The 17,254-nt window shown below is 61.1% G+C and carries 16 protein-coding genes and 1 pseudogene; 8 read left to right on the forward strand and 9 right to left on the reverse strand.

Annotated elements, in window-relative coordinates:
- Positions 1-101 precede the first annotated feature (101 nt).
- From lptF to ACAX43_RS10670, 3 genes are read left to right on the forward strand one after another with little or no spacing between them, the layout of a single operon-like run.
- On the forward strand, positions 102-1,199 hold the full coding sequence (gene lptF, locus ACAX43_RS10660) for an LPS export ABC transporter permease LptF (RefSeq protein ID WP_370708369.1): 1,098 nt from the start codon (positions 102-104) through the stop codon (positions 1,197-1,199).
- A gap of 3 nt (positions 1,200-1,202) precedes the next feature.
- Positions 1,203-2,351, forward strand: coding sequence for an LPS export ABC transporter permease LptG (gene lptG, locus ACAX43_RS10665; protein ID WP_370708370.1), 1,149 nt, complete (start codon positions 1,203-1,205; stop codon positions 2,349-2,351).
- Between the two features lie 11 nt (positions 2,352-2,362).
- On the forward strand, positions 2,363-2,743 hold the full coding sequence (locus tag ACAX43_RS10670) for a sirohydrochlorin chelatase (protein WP_370708371.1): 381 nt from the start codon (positions 2,363-2,365) through the stop codon (positions 2,741-2,743).
- 767 nt (positions 2,744-3,510) lie between these two features.
- Here the strand turns inward: ACAX43_RS10670 and cobA are convergent.
- The 6 genes from cobA to ACAX43_RS10700 form a co-directional block, all read right to left on the reverse strand.
- Positions 3,511-4,266 (reverse strand): uroporphyrinogen-III C-methyltransferase, encoded by a 756-nt coding sequence (gene cobA, locus ACAX43_RS10675; protein ID WP_370708372.1) that lies wholly within the window; start codon positions 4,264-4,266, stop codon positions 3,511-3,513.
- Positions 4,267-4,320: 54 nt separating this feature from the next.
- Entirely contained in the window at positions 4,321-5,637 is a 1,317-nt protein-coding gene (locus tag ACAX43_RS10680; RefSeq protein WP_370708837.1) for a sulfate adenylyltransferase subunit 1, read from the reverse strand.
- A 59-nt stretch (positions 5,638-5,696) separates the two neighbouring features.
- A complete protein-coding gene (gene cysD / locus ACAX43_RS10685) occupies positions 5,697-6,659 on the reverse strand; it encodes a sulfate adenylyltransferase subunit CysD (protein ID WP_370708373.1) in 963 nt (320 codons plus the stop codon).
- Between the two features lie 118 nt (positions 6,660-6,777).
- Positions 6,778-7,524 (reverse strand): phosphoadenylyl-sulfate reductase, encoded by a 747-nt coding sequence (locus ACAX43_RS10690; protein ID WP_370708374.1) that lies wholly within the window; start codon positions 7,522-7,524, stop codon positions 6,778-6,780.
- Complete coding sequence (locus ACAX43_RS10695) at positions 7,521-8,060, reverse strand: DUF934 domain-containing protein (RefSeq protein WP_370708375.1); 540 nt, start codon at positions 8,058-8,060, stop codon at positions 7,521-7,523. The genes ACAX43_RS10690 and ACAX43_RS10695 overlap by 4 nt, the downstream gene beginning before the upstream one ends.
- Positions 8,061-8,082: 22 nt before the next feature.
- Entirely contained in the window at positions 8,083-9,762 is a 1,680-nt protein-coding gene (locus ACAX43_RS10700) for a nitrite/sulfite reductase (RefSeq protein WP_370708376.1), read from the reverse strand.
- Positions 9,763-9,981: 219 nt separating this feature from the next.
- Here ACAX43_RS10700 and ACAX43_RS10705 point away from each other — a divergent pair, with 219 nt between their 5' ends.
- From ACAX43_RS10705 to ACAX43_RS10725, 5 genes and pseudogenes are all read left to right on the forward strand, one after another.
- Positions 9,982-10,923 (forward strand): CysB family HTH-type transcriptional regulator, encoded by a 942-nt coding sequence (locus ACAX43_RS10705; protein ID WP_370708377.1) that lies wholly within the window; start codon positions 9,982-9,984, stop codon positions 10,921-10,923.
- 31 nt (positions 10,924-10,954) lie between these two features.
- A complete protein-coding gene (locus ACAX43_RS10710; protein ID WP_370708378.1) occupies positions 10,955-12,115 on the forward strand; it encodes an ABC transporter substrate-binding protein in 1,161 nt (386 codons plus the stop codon).
- Between the two features lie 94 nt (positions 12,116-12,209).
- Positions 12,210-12,401, forward strand: a pseudogene (locus tag ACAX43_RS10715) (efflux RND transporter permease subunit); the annotation flags it as partial.
- Positions 12,402-12,460: 59 nt separating this feature from the next.
- Entirely contained in the window at positions 12,461-12,721 is a 261-nt protein-coding gene (locus ACAX43_RS10720) for a hypothetical protein (RefSeq protein WP_370708379.1), read from the forward strand.
- Between the two features lie 50 nt (positions 12,722-12,771).
- Positions 12,772-13,893, forward strand: a complete 1,122-nt coding sequence (locus ACAX43_RS10725) for a molecular chaperone DnaJ (RefSeq protein WP_370708380.1) — start codon at positions 12,772-12,774, stop codon at positions 13,891-13,893.
- A gap of 29 nt (positions 13,894-13,922) precedes the next feature.
- Here the strand turns inward: ACAX43_RS10725 and ACAX43_RS10730 are convergent, their stop codons facing one another.
- The 3 genes from ACAX43_RS10730 to ACAX43_RS10740 form a co-directional block, all read right to left on the reverse strand.
- Positions 13,923-15,077 (reverse strand): Gfo/Idh/MocA family protein, encoded by a 1,155-nt coding sequence (locus ACAX43_RS10730; RefSeq protein WP_370708381.1) that lies wholly within the window; start codon positions 15,075-15,077, stop codon positions 13,923-13,925.
- A 51-nt stretch (positions 15,078-15,128) separates the two neighbouring features.
- Positions 15,129-16,178, reverse strand: a complete 1,050-nt coding sequence (locus tag ACAX43_RS10735) for a sugar phosphate isomerase/epimerase family protein (protein ID WP_370708382.1) — start codon at positions 16,176-16,178, stop codon at positions 15,129-15,131.
- A gap of 79 nt (positions 16,179-16,257) precedes the next feature.
- Positions 16,258-17,226: a substrate-binding domain-containing protein gene (locus ACAX43_RS10740; RefSeq protein ID WP_370708383.1), complete on the reverse strand. Its 969-nt coding sequence runs from the start codon at positions 17,224-17,226 to the stop codon at positions 16,258-16,260.
- Between the last annotated feature and the right edge of the window lie 28 nt (positions 17,227-17,254).

Consider the following 17,254-nt stretch of genomic DNA (forward strand, 5'->3'; position numbering starts at 1 on the left):
AAAGCCGCAATTATCCGCTATTTTTCCCGCGGCGGCTGCACCGGAGGCGCGATGGGAACCCACCCGCCCGCCACTGAGAGCGCCCCCTCTCATCATCAATAATGATCTTCGAACGCTCCCTCCAGCGCGAACTCGCGTATACGGCTGGTGCCGTGTTCATGGTTCTCCTCACGCTCGTGCTGACAACGATGATGATCCGCATCGTCGGCTTCGCAGCCTCGGGCGAGATCGACCCGCGCGACGTGCTGGTCCTGATCGGCCTGACCGTGATCGGCTACCTGGCGATCATGCTCGTCGCGACCCTGTTCGTGTCGATCCTGTTCGTCCTGACCCGCTGGTACAAAGACTCCGAGATGGTCGTCTGGCTCGCCTCGGGCGTCAGTTTGACCCGCTTCATCAAGCCGATCGGTATTTTTGCCACGCCGATCATCATTCTCATCATGTTCTTCGTGTTCGTCGGCTGGCCGTGGTCGAACCAGCAGAGCAAGCTGATCCGCGCGCGCTTCCAGCAGCGCGACGAAGTCTCGCTGCTCGCGCCGGGTCAATTCCGCGAGTCGGCCACCAGCCACCGGGTGTTCTTCATCGAGAAGATGTCGCCCGACCAGGGGCGCGTCGAGAACGTGTTCGTGACCAGCACGGAAAACGGCAAGGTGAACGTGGTCGTGTCGAAAACCGGCCACACCGAAACGCACAAGAATGGCGATCGCTTCGTCGTGCTCGAAAACGGCCGCCGCTATGACGGCGAGCCGGGGCACCCCGATTTCCGCATCATGGAATTCGAACGCTATGGCGTGAAGATCCAGAGCCAGCCCGTCATCAATACGCCGACCACCACCGGCACGCCCACGCTCACGCTGCTGCGCAACCCGACCGACGAGAACCTCGCGGAATTCGCGTGGCGCGCGGGCCTGCCGCTGATCGCCATCAACCTGATGCTGCTGGCGATTCCGCTCGCGCACCAGAACCCGCGGCGCAGCCGCACGATCAATCTGGTGATGGCCGTCCTGATCTATCTGACGTATTCGAATCTGTTGAACGTGGTGCAGTCGTGGATCGAGCAAGGCAAGATGTCATTCGGGGTTGGGCTGGTGGGCCTGCATGCCATCGTGGCGGCGATCGTCGTGTTCATCTTCTGGCTGCGCGTGCGCAACCGGCCGCTATTCACGCGGGCGATGTTCCGCCGTTCGCAGGGAGCGTGACCGATGCGCATCTATGAAAAGTACTTCGCGCGTCAGGTCTACCTCACGTTCATCTTCATTCTGTTCGCGTTTTCGGGTCTGTTCTTCTTCTTCGACCTGATCAACGAACTGAACTCCGTCGGCCACGGCAACTACAAGTTTCAGTACGCGGTGCTGCGTGTCGCGTTGCAAACACCGTCGCGCTTTTACGAAATCATTCCGGTCGCCGCGTTGATCAGCGCGATCTACGTGTTCGCGCAGATGGCGGCGAACTCCGAGTACACGATTTTCCGCGTGTCCGGCCTCGCCACGAACCAGGCGCTGCGCTCGCTCATGAAGATCGGCATTCCGCTGGTGTTCCTGACTTACCTGATCGGCGAAGTGGTCGGTCCGTACACGGATCAGTTGTCGGAACGCGTGCGGCTAGAGGCGCTGGGGTCGTCGGTATCGAGCAATTTCGAGTCGGGCGTGTGGGTGAAGGACACACTCACGGCGCGTGCGGACGGCGAACAGGTCACGCGCTTCGTGAACGTCGGCGAATTGAAGCCTGACGCCACGATCAGCAACGTCCGGATTTACGAATTCGATTCGAAGTTCCGCCTGTCCAACGTGCGCACCGCCCAAAGCGGCACGTATCAGCCGCCTGGCCACTGGCAGTTGACTGGCGTGACCGACACGCAATTGATCGACGTGCCCCCTCCTCCCGGCACGCCGGCCGATGCATTGAACCCGGTGTACCGCGCGAAGCAGGTGGCGCTGCCCGCGTATTCGTTACGTTCGGAGCTGACGCCGCAGATTCTGTCCGTGCTGCTGGTGTCGCCGGACCGGATGTCGATGTTCAACCTGTTCCGCTATATCCAGCATTTGACCGAGAATCATCAGGACACGCAGCGGTATGAGATTGCGCTGTGGCGCAAGCTGCTGTATCCGTTTGCGGTGTTCGTGATGCTGGTGTTGTCGTTGCCGTTTGCGTATCTGCATACGCGCGCGGGCGTGGTGGGTGTGAAGGTTTTCGGCGGGATCATGCTGGGGATGAGTTTCCAGCTGTTCAATACGCTGTTCTCGCATATCGGCACGTTGAATACGTGGCCTGCGCCGTTGACCGCGGCAACGCCAGGGCTGGTGTACCTGGTGCTCGGTTTAGTCGGGTTGAAGTGGGTTGATCGCCATTAGGAGCCTTTGCCATGGCTACGCATGGGATGGTGTTGTTTGGGCACGGCGCGAGGGATGTGCGCTGGCGCGAGCCGTTTGAGAGGCTCGCCGACAAGCTGCGGGCTGCGCGTGCTTCAGGCGCCGAGGCTGGGCCGGTGAAGTTGGCTTTTCTTGAGTTGATGGAGCCGGATTTGCCCACCGCTGTGGGAGAACTTGTCGCCCACGGGTGTGATGAGGTCACCGTTGTGCCTGTTTTTTTTGGGCAAGGCGGGCACATCAGGAAGGATCTACCTGCGGTGATTGAACGCTGTCGTGGGTTGCATCCTTCTGTCGAGATTCGGTGTGCTGTCGCAGTTGGCGAGGATGAGGGTGTGTTGGACGCTGTCGCGGAGTATTGCCTGCGGCAGGTTTGATGTTGGTTGCCTGCTCGGCGATTGGGGGGGCTTTTTGTGTTGGGCTTTTCTTGATTTGTTAGTGGTCTATTAGCGTTGCCCCTGTGCGGGGCGGCACCTACTTTTCTTTGCCTGCTGCAAAGAAAAGTAGGCAAAAGAAAGCAGCTCAAACCGCTAATGCTAAGCGGCTCCCCCGGCTTGGAGGGGCCAGTGGCCCCGTGGAATCCGGGCCCTCGTACCTTCAACCCCAAGTGACAAAGGTGTCATCAGCTCCCACTCCGCACTACGTGCGTCGCGGACGGGTTTGCATGGGAAACCAGGGCTTCGTTTAAGGATGGTGGAGGCCTTCTGCTTTGCCTCGGCGTGGCGCTTCCGCACTCAAGGGTCAACCCGCACCCTGAATGAAATGTAGGTGTGTCGCAATCGCATGCAGTGGCGATATAACGGCGAGTCACGATGTCGGGAAAAACGCGAACGCAAAACGCAGAAGGTTTTATGAAGGACGCTTCGGCGCGCGCAGCGCCGCCGGAAGTATGACGCCCTTGTCACTAGCGCCGAATGTACGAGAACACAGATTCCACGGAGCCACTACCATTCGCTGACTGCGGGAGCCGCTTAGTATTAGCGGTTTGAGCTGCTTTCTTTTGCCTACTTTTCTTTGCAGCAGGCAAAGAAAAGTAGGTGCCGCCCCGCACAGGGGCGACGCTAATAGACCACAAACAAAACAAGAAAAGGCCAACAAAAAAAAAGCACAACCAACAACCGCCAAGCAGGCAAAAATAAAGCATTCAAGCCGCGACTAACATCCCCTCCGCAGACCGCACAACGCCCCGCTGCCGGGCAGCAAAAGCCTCCCCGATCATCACAAGACTGGGCTGCGAGGCATCGACCCACCTCTGGGCGTCCCCGGCAGCGAGTTCCTCGAGCGTCAACGTCAGCATCCGCTCGCGCTCCGTACTGCAAGCCTCAACGATCGCCACAGGCGTAGAAGCAGCCCGCCCCGCGCCAATCAATTGCAGGGCAATTTCCACCCCACTATCGCGGCCCATATAAAACACGAGCGAATCCGCATTCACCTGCTCGCGAATCTCCTCAGACCCCGGTGCCCGGCTAAAAGTAGCCAACGCAACACTGCGCGACACGCCTCGCAGGGTCAGCGATCGCTTCAGCGAAGCTGCGCTAGCCAGCGCAGCAGTGATGCCAGGCACAACCTCATATTCGATGCCCGCCGCTTCAAGCGCACGCATCTCCTCATCGGCACGCCCGAACAACATGGGATCGCCGCCCTTCAGACGAACCACCACACCGTGCTCAAGCGCCGCATCCACAATCTGCTTGTTGATGAACTGCTGCGCCGTAGAAAGTTGCCCACACCGCTTGCCCACAGCAATCCGCCGCGCGTGAGCAGGCGCATAGTCGAGCATTGCCGGCTCGACAAGCGCGTCATGCAGCACCACCTCCGCCGTACCCAGCAGCCGCGCCCCACGCACCGTGATGAGGTCCGCGGCACCGGGCCCTGCGCCGATCAGATAAACCTTACCCATTTGCTTCAACCTGTTCGTTAGGGCGTCTGCGACGCGCGGCTGCGCGTCGCTCGCTTACGCCGAAAACGCCCGAATCATGCCGGCCGCGACGGTGTGATGCGTCGCTTCGTCGATTAGCACGAATGCGCCCGTGCCCTGATGCGAGTCGTACACGTCGCACACCAGCGGCTTCTGCAATGTCAGCGCAACGCGGCCGATGTCGTTCATCGCCAGTTCCTTGCGATCGGTCGCCTGCGACAGCGTATGCACGTCGAGCACTTCCTTGATCGAACCGATCCGTGCGAACACCGTGTTGGTAGTCTGCTTCAACAGATACTTGCGTTGCGTGGACAACGGCGTGTCGTCGAACCAGCACAGGTCGGCCTCCAGCTTCTTCGCCGGTTCCGGTGCGGCTTCGCGCAGCACAAAGGTATCGCCACGCGACACGTCGACGTCTTCGGCCAGCCGAATCGTCACCGTTTGACCGGCAAACGCGCGGTCCACTTGCGCCGTACCGCCCACCACCGGGGCGATGATCTCGGCAACCGTCGCTTCGCGGTTAGCCGGGAGCACGACGATCGTGTCGCCGACCCTCACTTCGCCCGCTTCGACACGGCCCATGTAGCCGCGGAAATCGTCGGACTGGCTGCCGTCCTGACGTGCCACCCATTGCACGGGGAAACGCAGCGCCTGGCCCGTCGGAACCTCAACCGGCAACGCTTCGAGCAAGTCCAGCAGCGGCTCGCCCGCATACCACGGCATGCTTTCACTGGCCGTCACGATGTTGTCGCCCTTGAGCGCCGAGACCGGCACGAAGCGCACGTCGTTCAGACCCAGTTGACGCGCGAGGTCGACATACGCGTCGCGAATCTCGTTGAAGCGCGTTTCGCTGTAGTCGACCAGGTCCATCTTGTTGATCGCGACGATCGCATGCTGCAGGCCGAGCAGTTTCACGAGCGCGCTATGACGCTTGGTTTGCGGCAGCAATTGCGCCACGCCGTCGACAAACGTCACACGCGTGGCGTCGACCAGGATAATCGCCGCGTGCGCGGTCGACGCACCTGTCACCATGTTGCGCGTGTACTGCTCGTGGCCCGGCGTGTCGGCGATGATGAACTTGCGCTTTGCGGTCGCGAAGTAACGGTACGCGACGTCGATCGTGATGCCTTGCTCGCGCTCGGCTTCGAGGCCGTCGGTCAGCAGCGACAGATCGATTTCGTCGCCAACGGTACGCTTATTCTTCGCGCGCGACAGTGCCGAGAGCTGGTCGCTCAACACAGCCTTGCTGTCGTACAGCAGGCGGCCGATCAACGTGCTCTTGCCATCGTCGACGCTGCCCGCGGTGATGAATCGCAGCACGCCGAGGTCTTCTGGTTGATGAATACTCATGATGTTCCTTGTCGCTCTGTCGACAGGAGTTGGCGCTTCAGCGTCTACTCCGATCCCACGCATTAGAAATAACCTTGCTTCTTACGCTGTTCCATCGCGGCTTCGGAGACCTGATCGTCCATCCGCGTCGCGCCGCGTTCCGTGATTTCGGTCACGGCCGTTTCGGCGATGATCTTCTCGAGATCGTCGGCGTCGCTTTCCACCGGGCACGTGCAGCTGATATCGCCCACGGTGCGGAAACGCACCAGCGCGGTTTCGCTGGTCTCGCCTTCACGCATCGGCGTGAGCGGCGTAACCGGCACGAGCAAGCCATTACGGCGCACGATCTCGCGTCGATGCGCGTAGTAGATCGACGGCAGTTCGAGCTGTTCGCGGGCGATGTACTGCCACACGTCGAGTTCGGTCCAGTTCGAAATGGGGAACACGCGCAGGTGTTCGCCGTTGTGCAGACGCGCGTTATACAGGCTCCACAGTTCCGGGCGCTGTGCCTTCGGGTCCCATTGGCCGAATTCGTCGCGGAACGAGAAGATCCGTTCTTTCGCACGGGCCTTTTCTTCGTCGCGGCGCGCGCCGCCGATCAGCGCGGTGTACTCGTGTTCGGCGATCGTTTCGAGCAGCGTCACGGCTTGCGCCGCGTTGCGTGAATCCAATTCGCGGCGCAGACGTACCGTGCCGCGTTTGATCGAATCTTCGACGTGGCCTACCACCAGTTCAGCACCGATCTCTTTCGCGCGGCGATCGCGAAAGTCGATCACTTCGTCGTAGTTGTGGCCGGTGTCGATATGCACCAGCGGGAACGGCAGCACGGTCTTGCGATTCGCGCCGATGCCGAACGCCTTCAGCGCCAGGTGCAGGACCACGACCGAATCCTTGCCGCCCGAAAACAGCAACGCGGGCTTGCTGCATTCGGCGACCAGTTCGCGCAGGATGTGAATCGACTCGGCTTCGAGCCAATCGAGGTGATCCATCCGGTTCGCCGTGTTGGCGAGCGGTGCATTGACAGTGGAATCGAGCGTGGTGCTCATGTTTGGGTCCTTCGTTGGTTCGCTTGGGCGAGCGGTTTGTCGCCCAGGCGGAAGTATTCAAATCGGTATGTGCGGCGTTCAGGTCGGAAGCCAAGGCCTGAGTCTCACGAATACGTTGTTAAGCAGAGGCGTTCTCGCTGCTGCCGACGGTGATCGGCGTAATGGTGGTGATGTGCAGCCCGCATTCTTTCGTATCGCGCGACTCCCACCACCAGCGCCCTGCCCGGCTATCTTCACCGGCGCGGACCGCGCGCGTACAAGGCTCGCAGCCGATGCTCGGGTAACCGCGCGCATGCAGCGGATTGACCGGCACGTCGAACGCTTTCAGGTAGTCCCACACTTCGGTTTCGGTCCAGTCCGTCAACGGATTGAACTTGGCGATGTTGCGCGCGGCGTCGTGCTCTTCCGCGTGCAATTCGGCACGCGTCACCGATTGCTCGCGGCGTTGGCCCGTCACCCATGCGCTGACATCGGACAGCGCGCGGTTCAACGGCTCGACCTTGCGGATTTCGCAGCAGCGCTTGCGCAGATCGACGCTTTCATAAAACGCGTTCAGACCATGCGAGCCGACATATTCCTCAACCGCGGCAGCCTGCGGATGAAATTGTTCGATGTCGTAGCCGTAGCGCTCTTTCACACGATCGAGCATGCCGAGCGTTTCCGCGTGCAGACGGCCTGTGTTCAGCGAGAAGATGCCGATCTTCACGCCACGCGACAGAATCGCGTGCGTGAGCAGCATGTCTTCTGCGGCGAGGCTGCTGGCGAGCTTGACGTTCGCGTGACGCGCGGCAATCGAGTCGAGCAGCGCATCGAGGCGCTCGATCTTCGCCGCCAGTTCCGGCGCGAGCGATTGTGCGCCGCTCATGCCGAGGCCTTTTCCAAAGCGGCAGCCTCGCGGCGGCGGAACAGCGGCGACGCGTTCACCGCGCCCTGATACTGCACGCTGAATTCATCGAACGCCTTCAGTGCGTCGTCGAAGTCTTTGTCTTCACGCAGTGCGTAAGCGTCGAAGCCGCAACGGAACATGAACGCCAGTTGATCGCGCAGCACGTCGCCGATCGAGCGCAGTTCGCCCTTGTAGCCATAACGCTCGCGCAGCAAGCGGCCGATGCTGTAGCCGCGGCCATCGCGGAACACCGGGAAGTCCACGCCGATCAGCGCGATCTTGTCGAAGTCGCCGGCAATGTCCGCCGGTTCGCTATCCGGCGCGAGCCACACGCCGATATCAGCGGCGCGGCGCGAAGCGATCAATGCGTCGCGCTCAGCCTGCCACAACGCGAGCGGCACCAGTACTTTACCGGCCGGCAATTCATTTACTGCGGGCAGCGTGCCGTCTTCCGCCGGGCGCACAACCGTCCAGTCATCGTTGACGATCGCGCGATTCTTGATGATAGAAGCCATCTGTTCAGTATCCTTTTCGCGGTTACGCGTGAGCCGGTTGACGCGAGGCGTACACGCGTTCCTTGAACGGGGTGATGCCGATGCGGTTATACGTTTCGACGAAGCGCTCGCCTTCCTGGCGATTTTCCACGAACGTGTCGATCACCTTGCTCACCACGTCCGGCATTTCCTCCGCCGAGAACGACGGGCCGATCACGCGGCCAAGATGCGCGCCCGTGACACCCGAGCCCTGCTCGCCGCCGAGCGTCACCTGATACCACTCCGAACCGTCCTTATCGACGCCCAGAATGCCGATATTGCCGACGTGGTGGTGGCCGCAAGCGTTGATACAACCCGAAATGTTCAGCGACACGTCGCCGAGGTCGTACACGTAGTCGAGATCGTTGAAACGTTCCTGAATCGCCAATGCAATCGGAATCGACTTCGCATTCGCGAGCGAGCAGAAATCGCCGCCCGGGCACGCGATGATGTCGGTCAGCAAGCCGATGTTCGGCGTCGCGAAACCTTGCGCCTTGGCCTTTTCCCACAGCGCGAACAGATCGCGCTTCTTCACGTTCGCGAGAATCAGGTTCTGTTCGTGCGACACGCGGATTTCGCCGAACGAGTACTCGTCGGCCCAATCGGCGACGGCTTCCATCTGCGCATCGGTGGCGTCGCCCGGGGCGATCGTGGTCGGCTTCAGCGACAACGTGACCGACGAATAACCCGTCACCTTGTGCGGACGCACATTGCGCTCGACCCAGCGCGCGAACGCACGGGTTTCCAGCAAATGCTTTTCAAACGATGCGTCCGTATCAGCCAGCTTTTCGTACACCGGCGGCTGGAAGTACTGCGATACGCGATCCACTTCGGCTTGCGTCAGCGTCGAAGGGCCGTCTTTCAGGTGCTGCCATTCTTCTTCGACCTGCGCCGAGAATTTCTCCGGGCTCAACGCCTTCACGAGAATCTTGATGCGCGCCTTGTACATGTTGTCACGGCGACCGTAGCGGTTATACACGCGCAGCACGGCTTCGCTGTACGTCAGCAGGTGTTGCCACGGCAAATCGCGGCGAATGATCGCGCCGATGACCGGCGTACGGCCCAAGCCGCCACCGGCCAGAATGTCGGCCACCAACTCGCCTTGGTCGTTCTTCCTCAGATACACGCCCATGTCGTGAATCTGCACTGCGGCGCGGTCTTCCTTCGAACCCGACACGGCGATCTTGAACTTGCGCGGCAGCCAGGCGAATTCCGGGTGGAACGTCGACCATTGGCGCAGGATTTCGGCCCACGGACGCGGATCGACTGCTTCGTCGGGCGCCACGCCGGCGAACTGGTCCGCCGTGATGTTACGAATACAGTTGCCCGAAGTCTGAATGCCGTGCATCTGCACACTTGCGAGCTTGCGCAGGATTTCCGGCGTTTCCTCGAGCTTGATCCAGTTGTACTGGATGTTCGAGCGCGTCGAAAAGTGGCCGTAGCCGCGGTCGTGCTCGCGCGCGATCTGGGCCAGCACGCGCATCTGGTCGCTGCGCAGGTTGCCGTACGGAATCGCGATGCGGTGCATGTACGCGTGACGCTGCAGGTACAGGCCGTTCTGCAGACGCAGCGGACGGAACTCCTCTTCGCTCAATTCGCCCGACAGGCGGCGGCGAACCTGATCCGCGTATTGCGCGACCCGCTCATCGACGATGGTCTGGTCGTACTGATCGTATTGGTACATTCGGGGACCCCAATTTTTTACGCAACACACGGCGCACCGGTTACGCCGCGGCCTGGATACAGGCGTTTGCCAGCTCAGGAGAGTCAGGGTTTAGACCTATCTCTCATTTGCTTATGACAAATACAGATATCCATATTGAAAAAGATGGACAGATCGTAATAAACTCGCCTTATATTTCAAACGACTAAAAAATTCTTTTGATATGCGGAGAGGTTATATATGAACCTGCATCAATTCCGCTTCGTCCGTGAGGCTGTGCGGCAGAACTTCAACCTGACCGAAGCGGCCAAAGCCCTGTTTACAAGCCAGCCGGGCGTCTCCAAGGCGATCATCGAGCTGGAAGACGAGCTGGGCGTCGAAATCTTCACGCGGCACGGCAAGCGCGTGCGCTCCTTGACGGAGCCGGGGCGCATCATTTTGCAGTCCGTCGAGAAGATTCTGCAGGAAGTCGAGAGCCTCAGACGGGTCGGTAAAGATTACGCAGCGCAAGATCAGGGCAATCTGGTCATCGCCGCCACCCACACCCAGGCGCGCTACTCACTTCCGGCCGCGATCGCCGAATTCAAGAAGCGCTTCCCCAAGGTCCACCTTTCAATTCTGCAAGGCAGCCCGACCCAGGTCGCCGAGATGGTGATCCACGACCAGGCCGACCTCTGCATCGCCACTGAAGCGATCGCTAACTACAAGGAACTGGTCTCGCTGCCCTGCTTCCAGTGGCACCACGTCGCCGTGATGCAGCCGGATCACCCGCTGCTCGACCGCAAACTTTTGTCGCTGGATGATCTGAGCCAATATCCGCTGATTACGTATGACAACGCGTTCGCCGGCCGCACCAAGATCAATGAGGCATTCCGCCTGCGCGGGCTGCATCCGGACATCGTGCTCGAAGCGATCGACGCGGACGTTATCAAGACCTACGTCGAACTGGGTCTCGGCGTCGGCATCATGGCCGATATCGCGTTCAACGCCGAGCGCGACCGCCATCTGCGGGCGATGCCGGTCGGCCACCTGTTCGGCAGCAATGTGACGCGGGTCGCGCTGAAACAGGGCGCCTATCTGCGCAGCTACGTGTATACGCTCGTCGAGTTACTGTCGCCGAGCATGAACCGCAAGCTGATCGAACAGGCGCTTAAAGGCGAACACGAAACCTACGAACTTTGACATCCCCACGCCTCACGTTAGGAGACCCTCGATGACGTCGCATAAAAATAAACTTCGCGGCCTGGCCGCTCTCGGCGCGCTCTTGCTCGCCACCGCAGCACAGGCCGACATCAAGGTCGGCATCGATCTGTCGAGTACCGGCCCGGCGGCCGTGATCGGCATCACGAGCAAGAACGCGATGCTGATGTGGCCGGCCACGATTGCCGGCCAGAAAGCGGACTACATCTTTCTCGACGACGCCTCCGACCCGGGCGCCGCAGTCCGCAACATCCGCAAGCTGATCAACGAGGACCACGTGGACGTGATCGTCGGCCCGAACATCACGCCGGCGGCGATGGCCGCGCTCGATCCGGTCGCCGAAAGCCAGACGCCGATGATCACGCTGATCGGCTCGGCGAGCGTGGTGGAGCCGCAGGAAGGCAAGAAGGTGTGGGCCTACAAGATGGCGCAGACCGATAGCGCGATGGCCGACGTGATGACGCGCTACATGTCGAACCACAACGTGAAGACGGTGGGCTTCATCGGTTTCGCGGACGGCTACGGGGAGAGCTGGCTCAACGAGTTCAGCAAGTTCGCGGCGCTGCGTCATATCCAGCTCGTCGCCACCGAGCGCTATAACCGGACGGACGCCAGCGTCACGGGCCAGATCCTGAAACTGATGGCCGCCAAACCGGACGCGATCCTGATCGCCGGCGCCGGCACGCCTACCGTGCTGCCGCAACGCACGCTGGTGGAACGCGGCTTCAAAGGCCCGATCTATCAGACGCACGGCATCGCGACGCCCGAGTTCATCAAGCTGGGCGGCAAGGACGTGGAAGACACACTGTTCCCGACCCAGCCGGTCGTGGTGGCACGCACGCTGCCGGCCGATCATCCGGCGAAAAAGGCGGCGCTCGCCTTCGTCAACGAATATGAGGCGAAGTATGGTCCCGGCAGCGTGACCCAGTTTGCGGGCGACGCGGCAGGTGTGTATCCGCGTTTGCAGGACGCGGTGGCGCGTGCATTGAAGACGGCCCAGCCGGGCACGCCGGCATTCCGCATCGCGTTGCGTGACGAACTGGAGCACGCGCATGAACTGGTCGTGCCGAACGGCGTGGTCAACACGAGTCCGAAGGACCACGTCGGTCTGGATCAGCGTGCCAGCGTGATGGGCACCATCAGGAACGGCAAGTTTGTTTACTTGAGCCAGTGAGCCTTGGCATGCGCGCGCGGCGATTTCCGTCACGGACGAACCGCGCGCATCGCCAGTCCGTGAAGTCCGTCAGACCGCGGCAAACCACCAGACGATCTTCGGCATGCTGCCGCTCGCAGCGGCATTCGGCGAAGGCGGCGAGCAACGCGGGCCGCTCGGCCAGACGGTGATCGGCGGCGTGATTACGTCGTCGATTCTGACGTTGGTGGTGGTGCCGGTGGTCTACACCGCGCTGGAGGATTGGGCGGATTGGCTGAGGCGAAAATTGAGACGCAAGGCGCAGTAACGCGTGGTCGCAGCGAACTTGTTACAGTAGAAGTCTTTCCCCGATCAGCAGCCCCCATCATGCGCACCACCCGAGCCATCCACGCCGTCGAGCGGCTGAAAACCCGCAGCGGCAACCCGCAGTTCGCCGCGATCAGTCTGTCCGGCGGCCTGTTTTATCTGGTCGACAAATCGAGCGGCACGGACAAGAAAGTCTCCGATCCGTTGACGCTCGACGACTTCGTCAAATTCGTCGACGGTTTCGGACCGGCCAAGCCGCGCAAGGCAAGCAAGCTCGATATCGCGTTCGAAGAACAGCTTAAGAAGAGCAAGGGCGATTGAGGGTCGGCACCCCACGCATTGAGATTGGCAGGATCAACGCCGCAACAAAGATGAACACCACATCCATCAGCATCGCACCCGCGCACAACCAGCCTGCGCTATCGAAGGGCCAGAAAGCATTCAACGCGCTGATCAAACAGATCGAAAAACGGCGCGCCACCTTGACGGAGTGGGAAGCGTTCGGCCCCGCCTTTCAGCAAAAGTACGTTGACCAGCTCCTGCCGCTGATCCAGCAGATGAACGATCTACGGCTCAAAATGGCATACCGTTTTGACGAAGTCGCAGAACGAAAAAGCATCACGCAGAGCGAACAACGCACGTTGTCGAAACTGATCGAGGAATTGACTGGCCGCTGTCTCGCGGATTCAGATGACGAGGCCATCAAGGCGCTGCACAACAAGCACAGCGGATTCGACTACGACACCGAGCGGGCAGAGGAATTCGAAGACATGCAAATGATGCTGGAGTCGATGCTCGGCGGCAATTCGGCCGACCTCGACCTGAGCTCGCCCGAACAGGTTCTCGATCTTCTCTACGAGCGTATGGGAGGAGACGCCGACGCCACGCTAGCGTCAGCCCGCCACGCGCGGACAGCGCAGCCGGATGCGAAGAAGACCTCGCGCAAGCAGGCGGCGGCCGAAGCGCGCCGCGAGGAAGAAGAAGCGCAACTCAGCCGCTCGATCCGGGAGGTCTACCGGAAACTCGCAAGTGCACTGCATCCGGATCGTGAAACCGACCCGCAGGAACGCGAACGCAAAACCGCGCTGATGCAACAGGCCAACGAGGCTTACAGCAAGAACAATCTGCTGCGCCTGCTTGAATTGCAACTGGAACTCGAGCACATCGATCAGCACGCGCTCGGCAACCTGAGCGAGGAGCGTCTCAAGCATTACAACAAAATTCTGAAGGAGCAGGTTCGGGAACTCGACGACGAGATTCGCTTTGTCGAAATGGAGTTCAAGGAACGCTATGGGCTAAACCCGTTCGCCCGTAGTACGCCCAAGACGGCAATGCGCGACCTGACGCGGGAGATCGTCGACATCCAGTACCGGATTGCGTCAATGGAAAGGGACTTTCGGACCTTTGAAAGCGTCACGGTGCTCAGGGCGTGGCTAAGGGACGTGGAACGGCAAGGAAGGGCTTTTAGCCTGAGCGGCGGCGAGCCGTACTGAACACAAGGCCGGCAGCCCGCCCGCCGCGCTCAGCCGTTCGCCATCTCGTGCCACTGCCCGTCCGCCGCGCTGCTTGCCAACACTGCGTCGATAAAGCGCAAACCGGCGACACCGTCATCCACCGTGGCAAGCAGCAAACTTTCGGCAGGCAGCGGTCGGCCCGCATCCAATGCTTCTATCTGCAAGGCCGCATCCTTGTATAACTGCGCGAACGCTTCCAGATAACCCTCGGGATGCCCCGGCGGCACGCGTGTTGCATGCGCCGCGATCGCGCTTTTCACACGCCCTCGTGTCAGGCGTTCAGCCGAGCCACCCAGCGGCGTGAACCACAATTCGTTCGGATTCTCCTGATCGAAAGCCAGGCTTGCTTTCGTCCCGTACACCCGCAGACGCAGCGCGTTCTCCGCGCCGCTCGCCACCTGACTTGCCCACAGCATGCCGCGCGCGCCGTTCGGATAGCGCAGCATTGCCTGCACATGGTCGTCGATACGCCGTCCCGGTACGAACGTATGCAACTCCGCCGATAGCGACGACGGCATCATCCCCGTGATGAATGCAGCGAGGTGATACGCATGCGTGCCGATGTCGCCGAGACAGCCTGCGGGACCTGCCAGAGACGGATCAGTGCGCCAGCCCGCCTGCTTGTTCGTGCCGCTCGTTTCTATCGGTTCAGCCAGCCAGTCCTGTGCGTATTCGACTTGCACGACGCGTATTTCGCCGAGGCTTCCCGATTCGACGAGCTCGCGAGCATGGCGCACCAGCGGATAGCCGGAATATGTATGCGTCAGCGCAAACAGCTTGTTCTTCTCACGAGCGAGCTTCGCGAGCGCCTCGCCCTCCGTCAACGAAATCGCCAGCGGTTTGTCGCACACCACATGGATGCCCGCTTCGAGAAAAGCCGTCGCCACCGGCGCATGCAGATAGTTCGGCGTGACGATCGCAACCGCATCGATACCGTCGCCGTCGCGAGCAGCCTCGGCGCGCGCCATCTCGCGCCAGTCTGCGTAGCTGCGCGCGATACCGGCTTCGGCGGCGCTCGCCTGCGCGCGCTTCGGATCGGATGACAACGCGCCTGCCACCAGTTCGAAACGATCGTCGAGCCGCGCCGCCATCCGATGCACCGCGCCGATAAACGCGCCCTGGCCGCCGCCGACCATGCCTAACCTGAGTCTTCTTTGTGGCATCGCACTCACTCCTTTGCGATTTACAGCAGGCAATTCGCGGTCGGATCGCAGTCAAATGCCAAGCACCCGCTTCAACTGCGCCGCATCCACGCCGCTGCCCGCGAAATCATCGAACGCATGGTCGGCCACGCGAATGATGTGCCGGCGGATGAACTCCGCGCCTTCGCGCGCGCCGTCCTGTGGATGCTTCAGCGCACACTCCCATTCCAGCACCGCCCAGCCTGGAAAATCGTATTGCGCCATCTTCGAGAAGATCGCGCCGAAATCGATCTGTCCGTCGCCGAGCGAACGGAAACGCCCCGCGCGGTCGACCCAACCGCTATAGCCGCCATACACGCCCTGCTTGCCGTCAGGACGAAACTCGGCATCCTTCACATGGAACGCTTTGATGCGCTCGTGATAGATGTCGATGAACGCGAGGTAGTCGAGTTGCTGCAGTACGAAATGGCTCGGGTCGTAGAGGATGTTTGCACGCGCATGCTGTTTCACCGCGTCGAGAAAGCGCTCGAAGGTCACACCGTCGTGCAGGTCCTCGCCCGGATGCAGTTCATAGCACACGTCCACGCCGGCTTCGTCGAACGCGTCGAGAATCGGTGTCCAGCGGCGCGCGAGTTCGTCGAACGCCGCGTCTATCAAACCTGCCGGACGCTGCGGCCACGGATAGAGATAGGGCCACGCGAGCGCGCCGGAAAACGACACGTGCGTGTTCAGGCCCAAACGCTGCGACGCCTTTGCCGCCAGCTTCATCTGTTCGATTGCCCATTGCGTGCGCGCCGCAGGATTGCCGCGCACCTGCGGCGCCGCGAAGCCGTCGAACAACATGTCATAGGCCGGATGCACGGCGACGAGTTGCCCTTGCAAATGCGTCGACAGTTCGGTGATCGTCACACCCGCATCTTCAGCAATCTCGCGCAACTCGTCGCAATACGTCTGGCTCGCCGCCGCCTGTTCGAGATCGATCAGGCGCGTATCGCACGGCACCTGAATCCCCTTGAAACCGAGACTCGCGGCCCAGCCGGCCAGATGCGCGAAGTTGTCGAACGGCACCTCGTCGCCCATGAACTGAGCCAGGAAAATCGCCGGCCCTTTGATGGTTTTCATCGTACGGTTCCTCAAGCGCTAGCGCGCTCGCAACGTCTATGCGCGACAGACGCCGCAAGCGTGCCACGGACGGTAACAATCAGAACGGCGAGTCAGGAAAATAGAACTGCTGCGCGTTTTCCTTCGTGATCAGCACCGACGGAATGATCGTGGTCGGCGGCAGCTTCTCGCCCTTCAGGCGCGCTTCGGCGGTGAGCTTGATCGCGTCGTAGATGAATTTCGGCGAGTACGACACGTCGGCTTTGATCATCGGCGCGCCATCCATCACGTTCTTCACCATGCCCTTCGAACCGGCGCCGCCGAACACGATCTTGATGTCGGTGCGCTTGGCCTGCTCGATCGCCTTCAGGACGCCGACGGCCATGTCGTCGTCCGCGGCCCAAACGGCGTCGATGTGCTTGAAACGCGTGAGGTAGTCCTGCATCACTTTGAACGCGTCGTCGCGATTCCAGTTCGCGTACTTGCCGTCGAGGATCTTGATGTTCGGATACGCCTTCAGCACGCCTGTAAACGCGGTCCAGCGTTCGTTGTCGAGCGTCGTCGGAATGCCTCGCAGCGCGACGATGTCGCCCTTGCCGTCGAGCGCTTTCGCCAGGTACTCGGCGGGAATCTTGCCGAACGCGGTGTTATCGCCCGCGACGTAGGCATCCTGTGCGCTGGTATCAGTCAAACCGCGATCGACCACCGTCACATACACGCCCTTCTTCTTCACCTGCGCGACCGGCTGCGTGAGCGAGGCCGATTCGAACGGGAAAATCACCAGCGCGTTGATCTTGTTCACCGTCACCAGATCCTGCAGCTGGTTCGCCTGTTCAGGCGCGCCGGCCGCGGTCTTCACGATCACTTTCAGATCGGGATGCGCTTTCTCCAGATCGGTTTTCGCCTTGTTCGCCCACCAGACAATGCCGCCTGTGAAGCCGTGGTCGGCTGTCGGAATCGCGACGCCCAGCGTGACTTTCTCATCGGCACGCGCCACACCCGCGCCTGCCGTGCCCAGTATTCCCAACGCCAGCATGCCGGCGCCGACCGCTCGAATGACCTGCTTCATGGTTGTATCTCCTTTGTCGATCAGAGTT

The sequence above is a fragment of the Paraburkholderia sp. IW21 genome (genome assembly GCF_041321145.1).
Classification (GTDB): Bacteria; Pseudomonadota; Gammaproteobacteria; order Burkholderiales; family Burkholderiaceae; genus Paraburkholderia.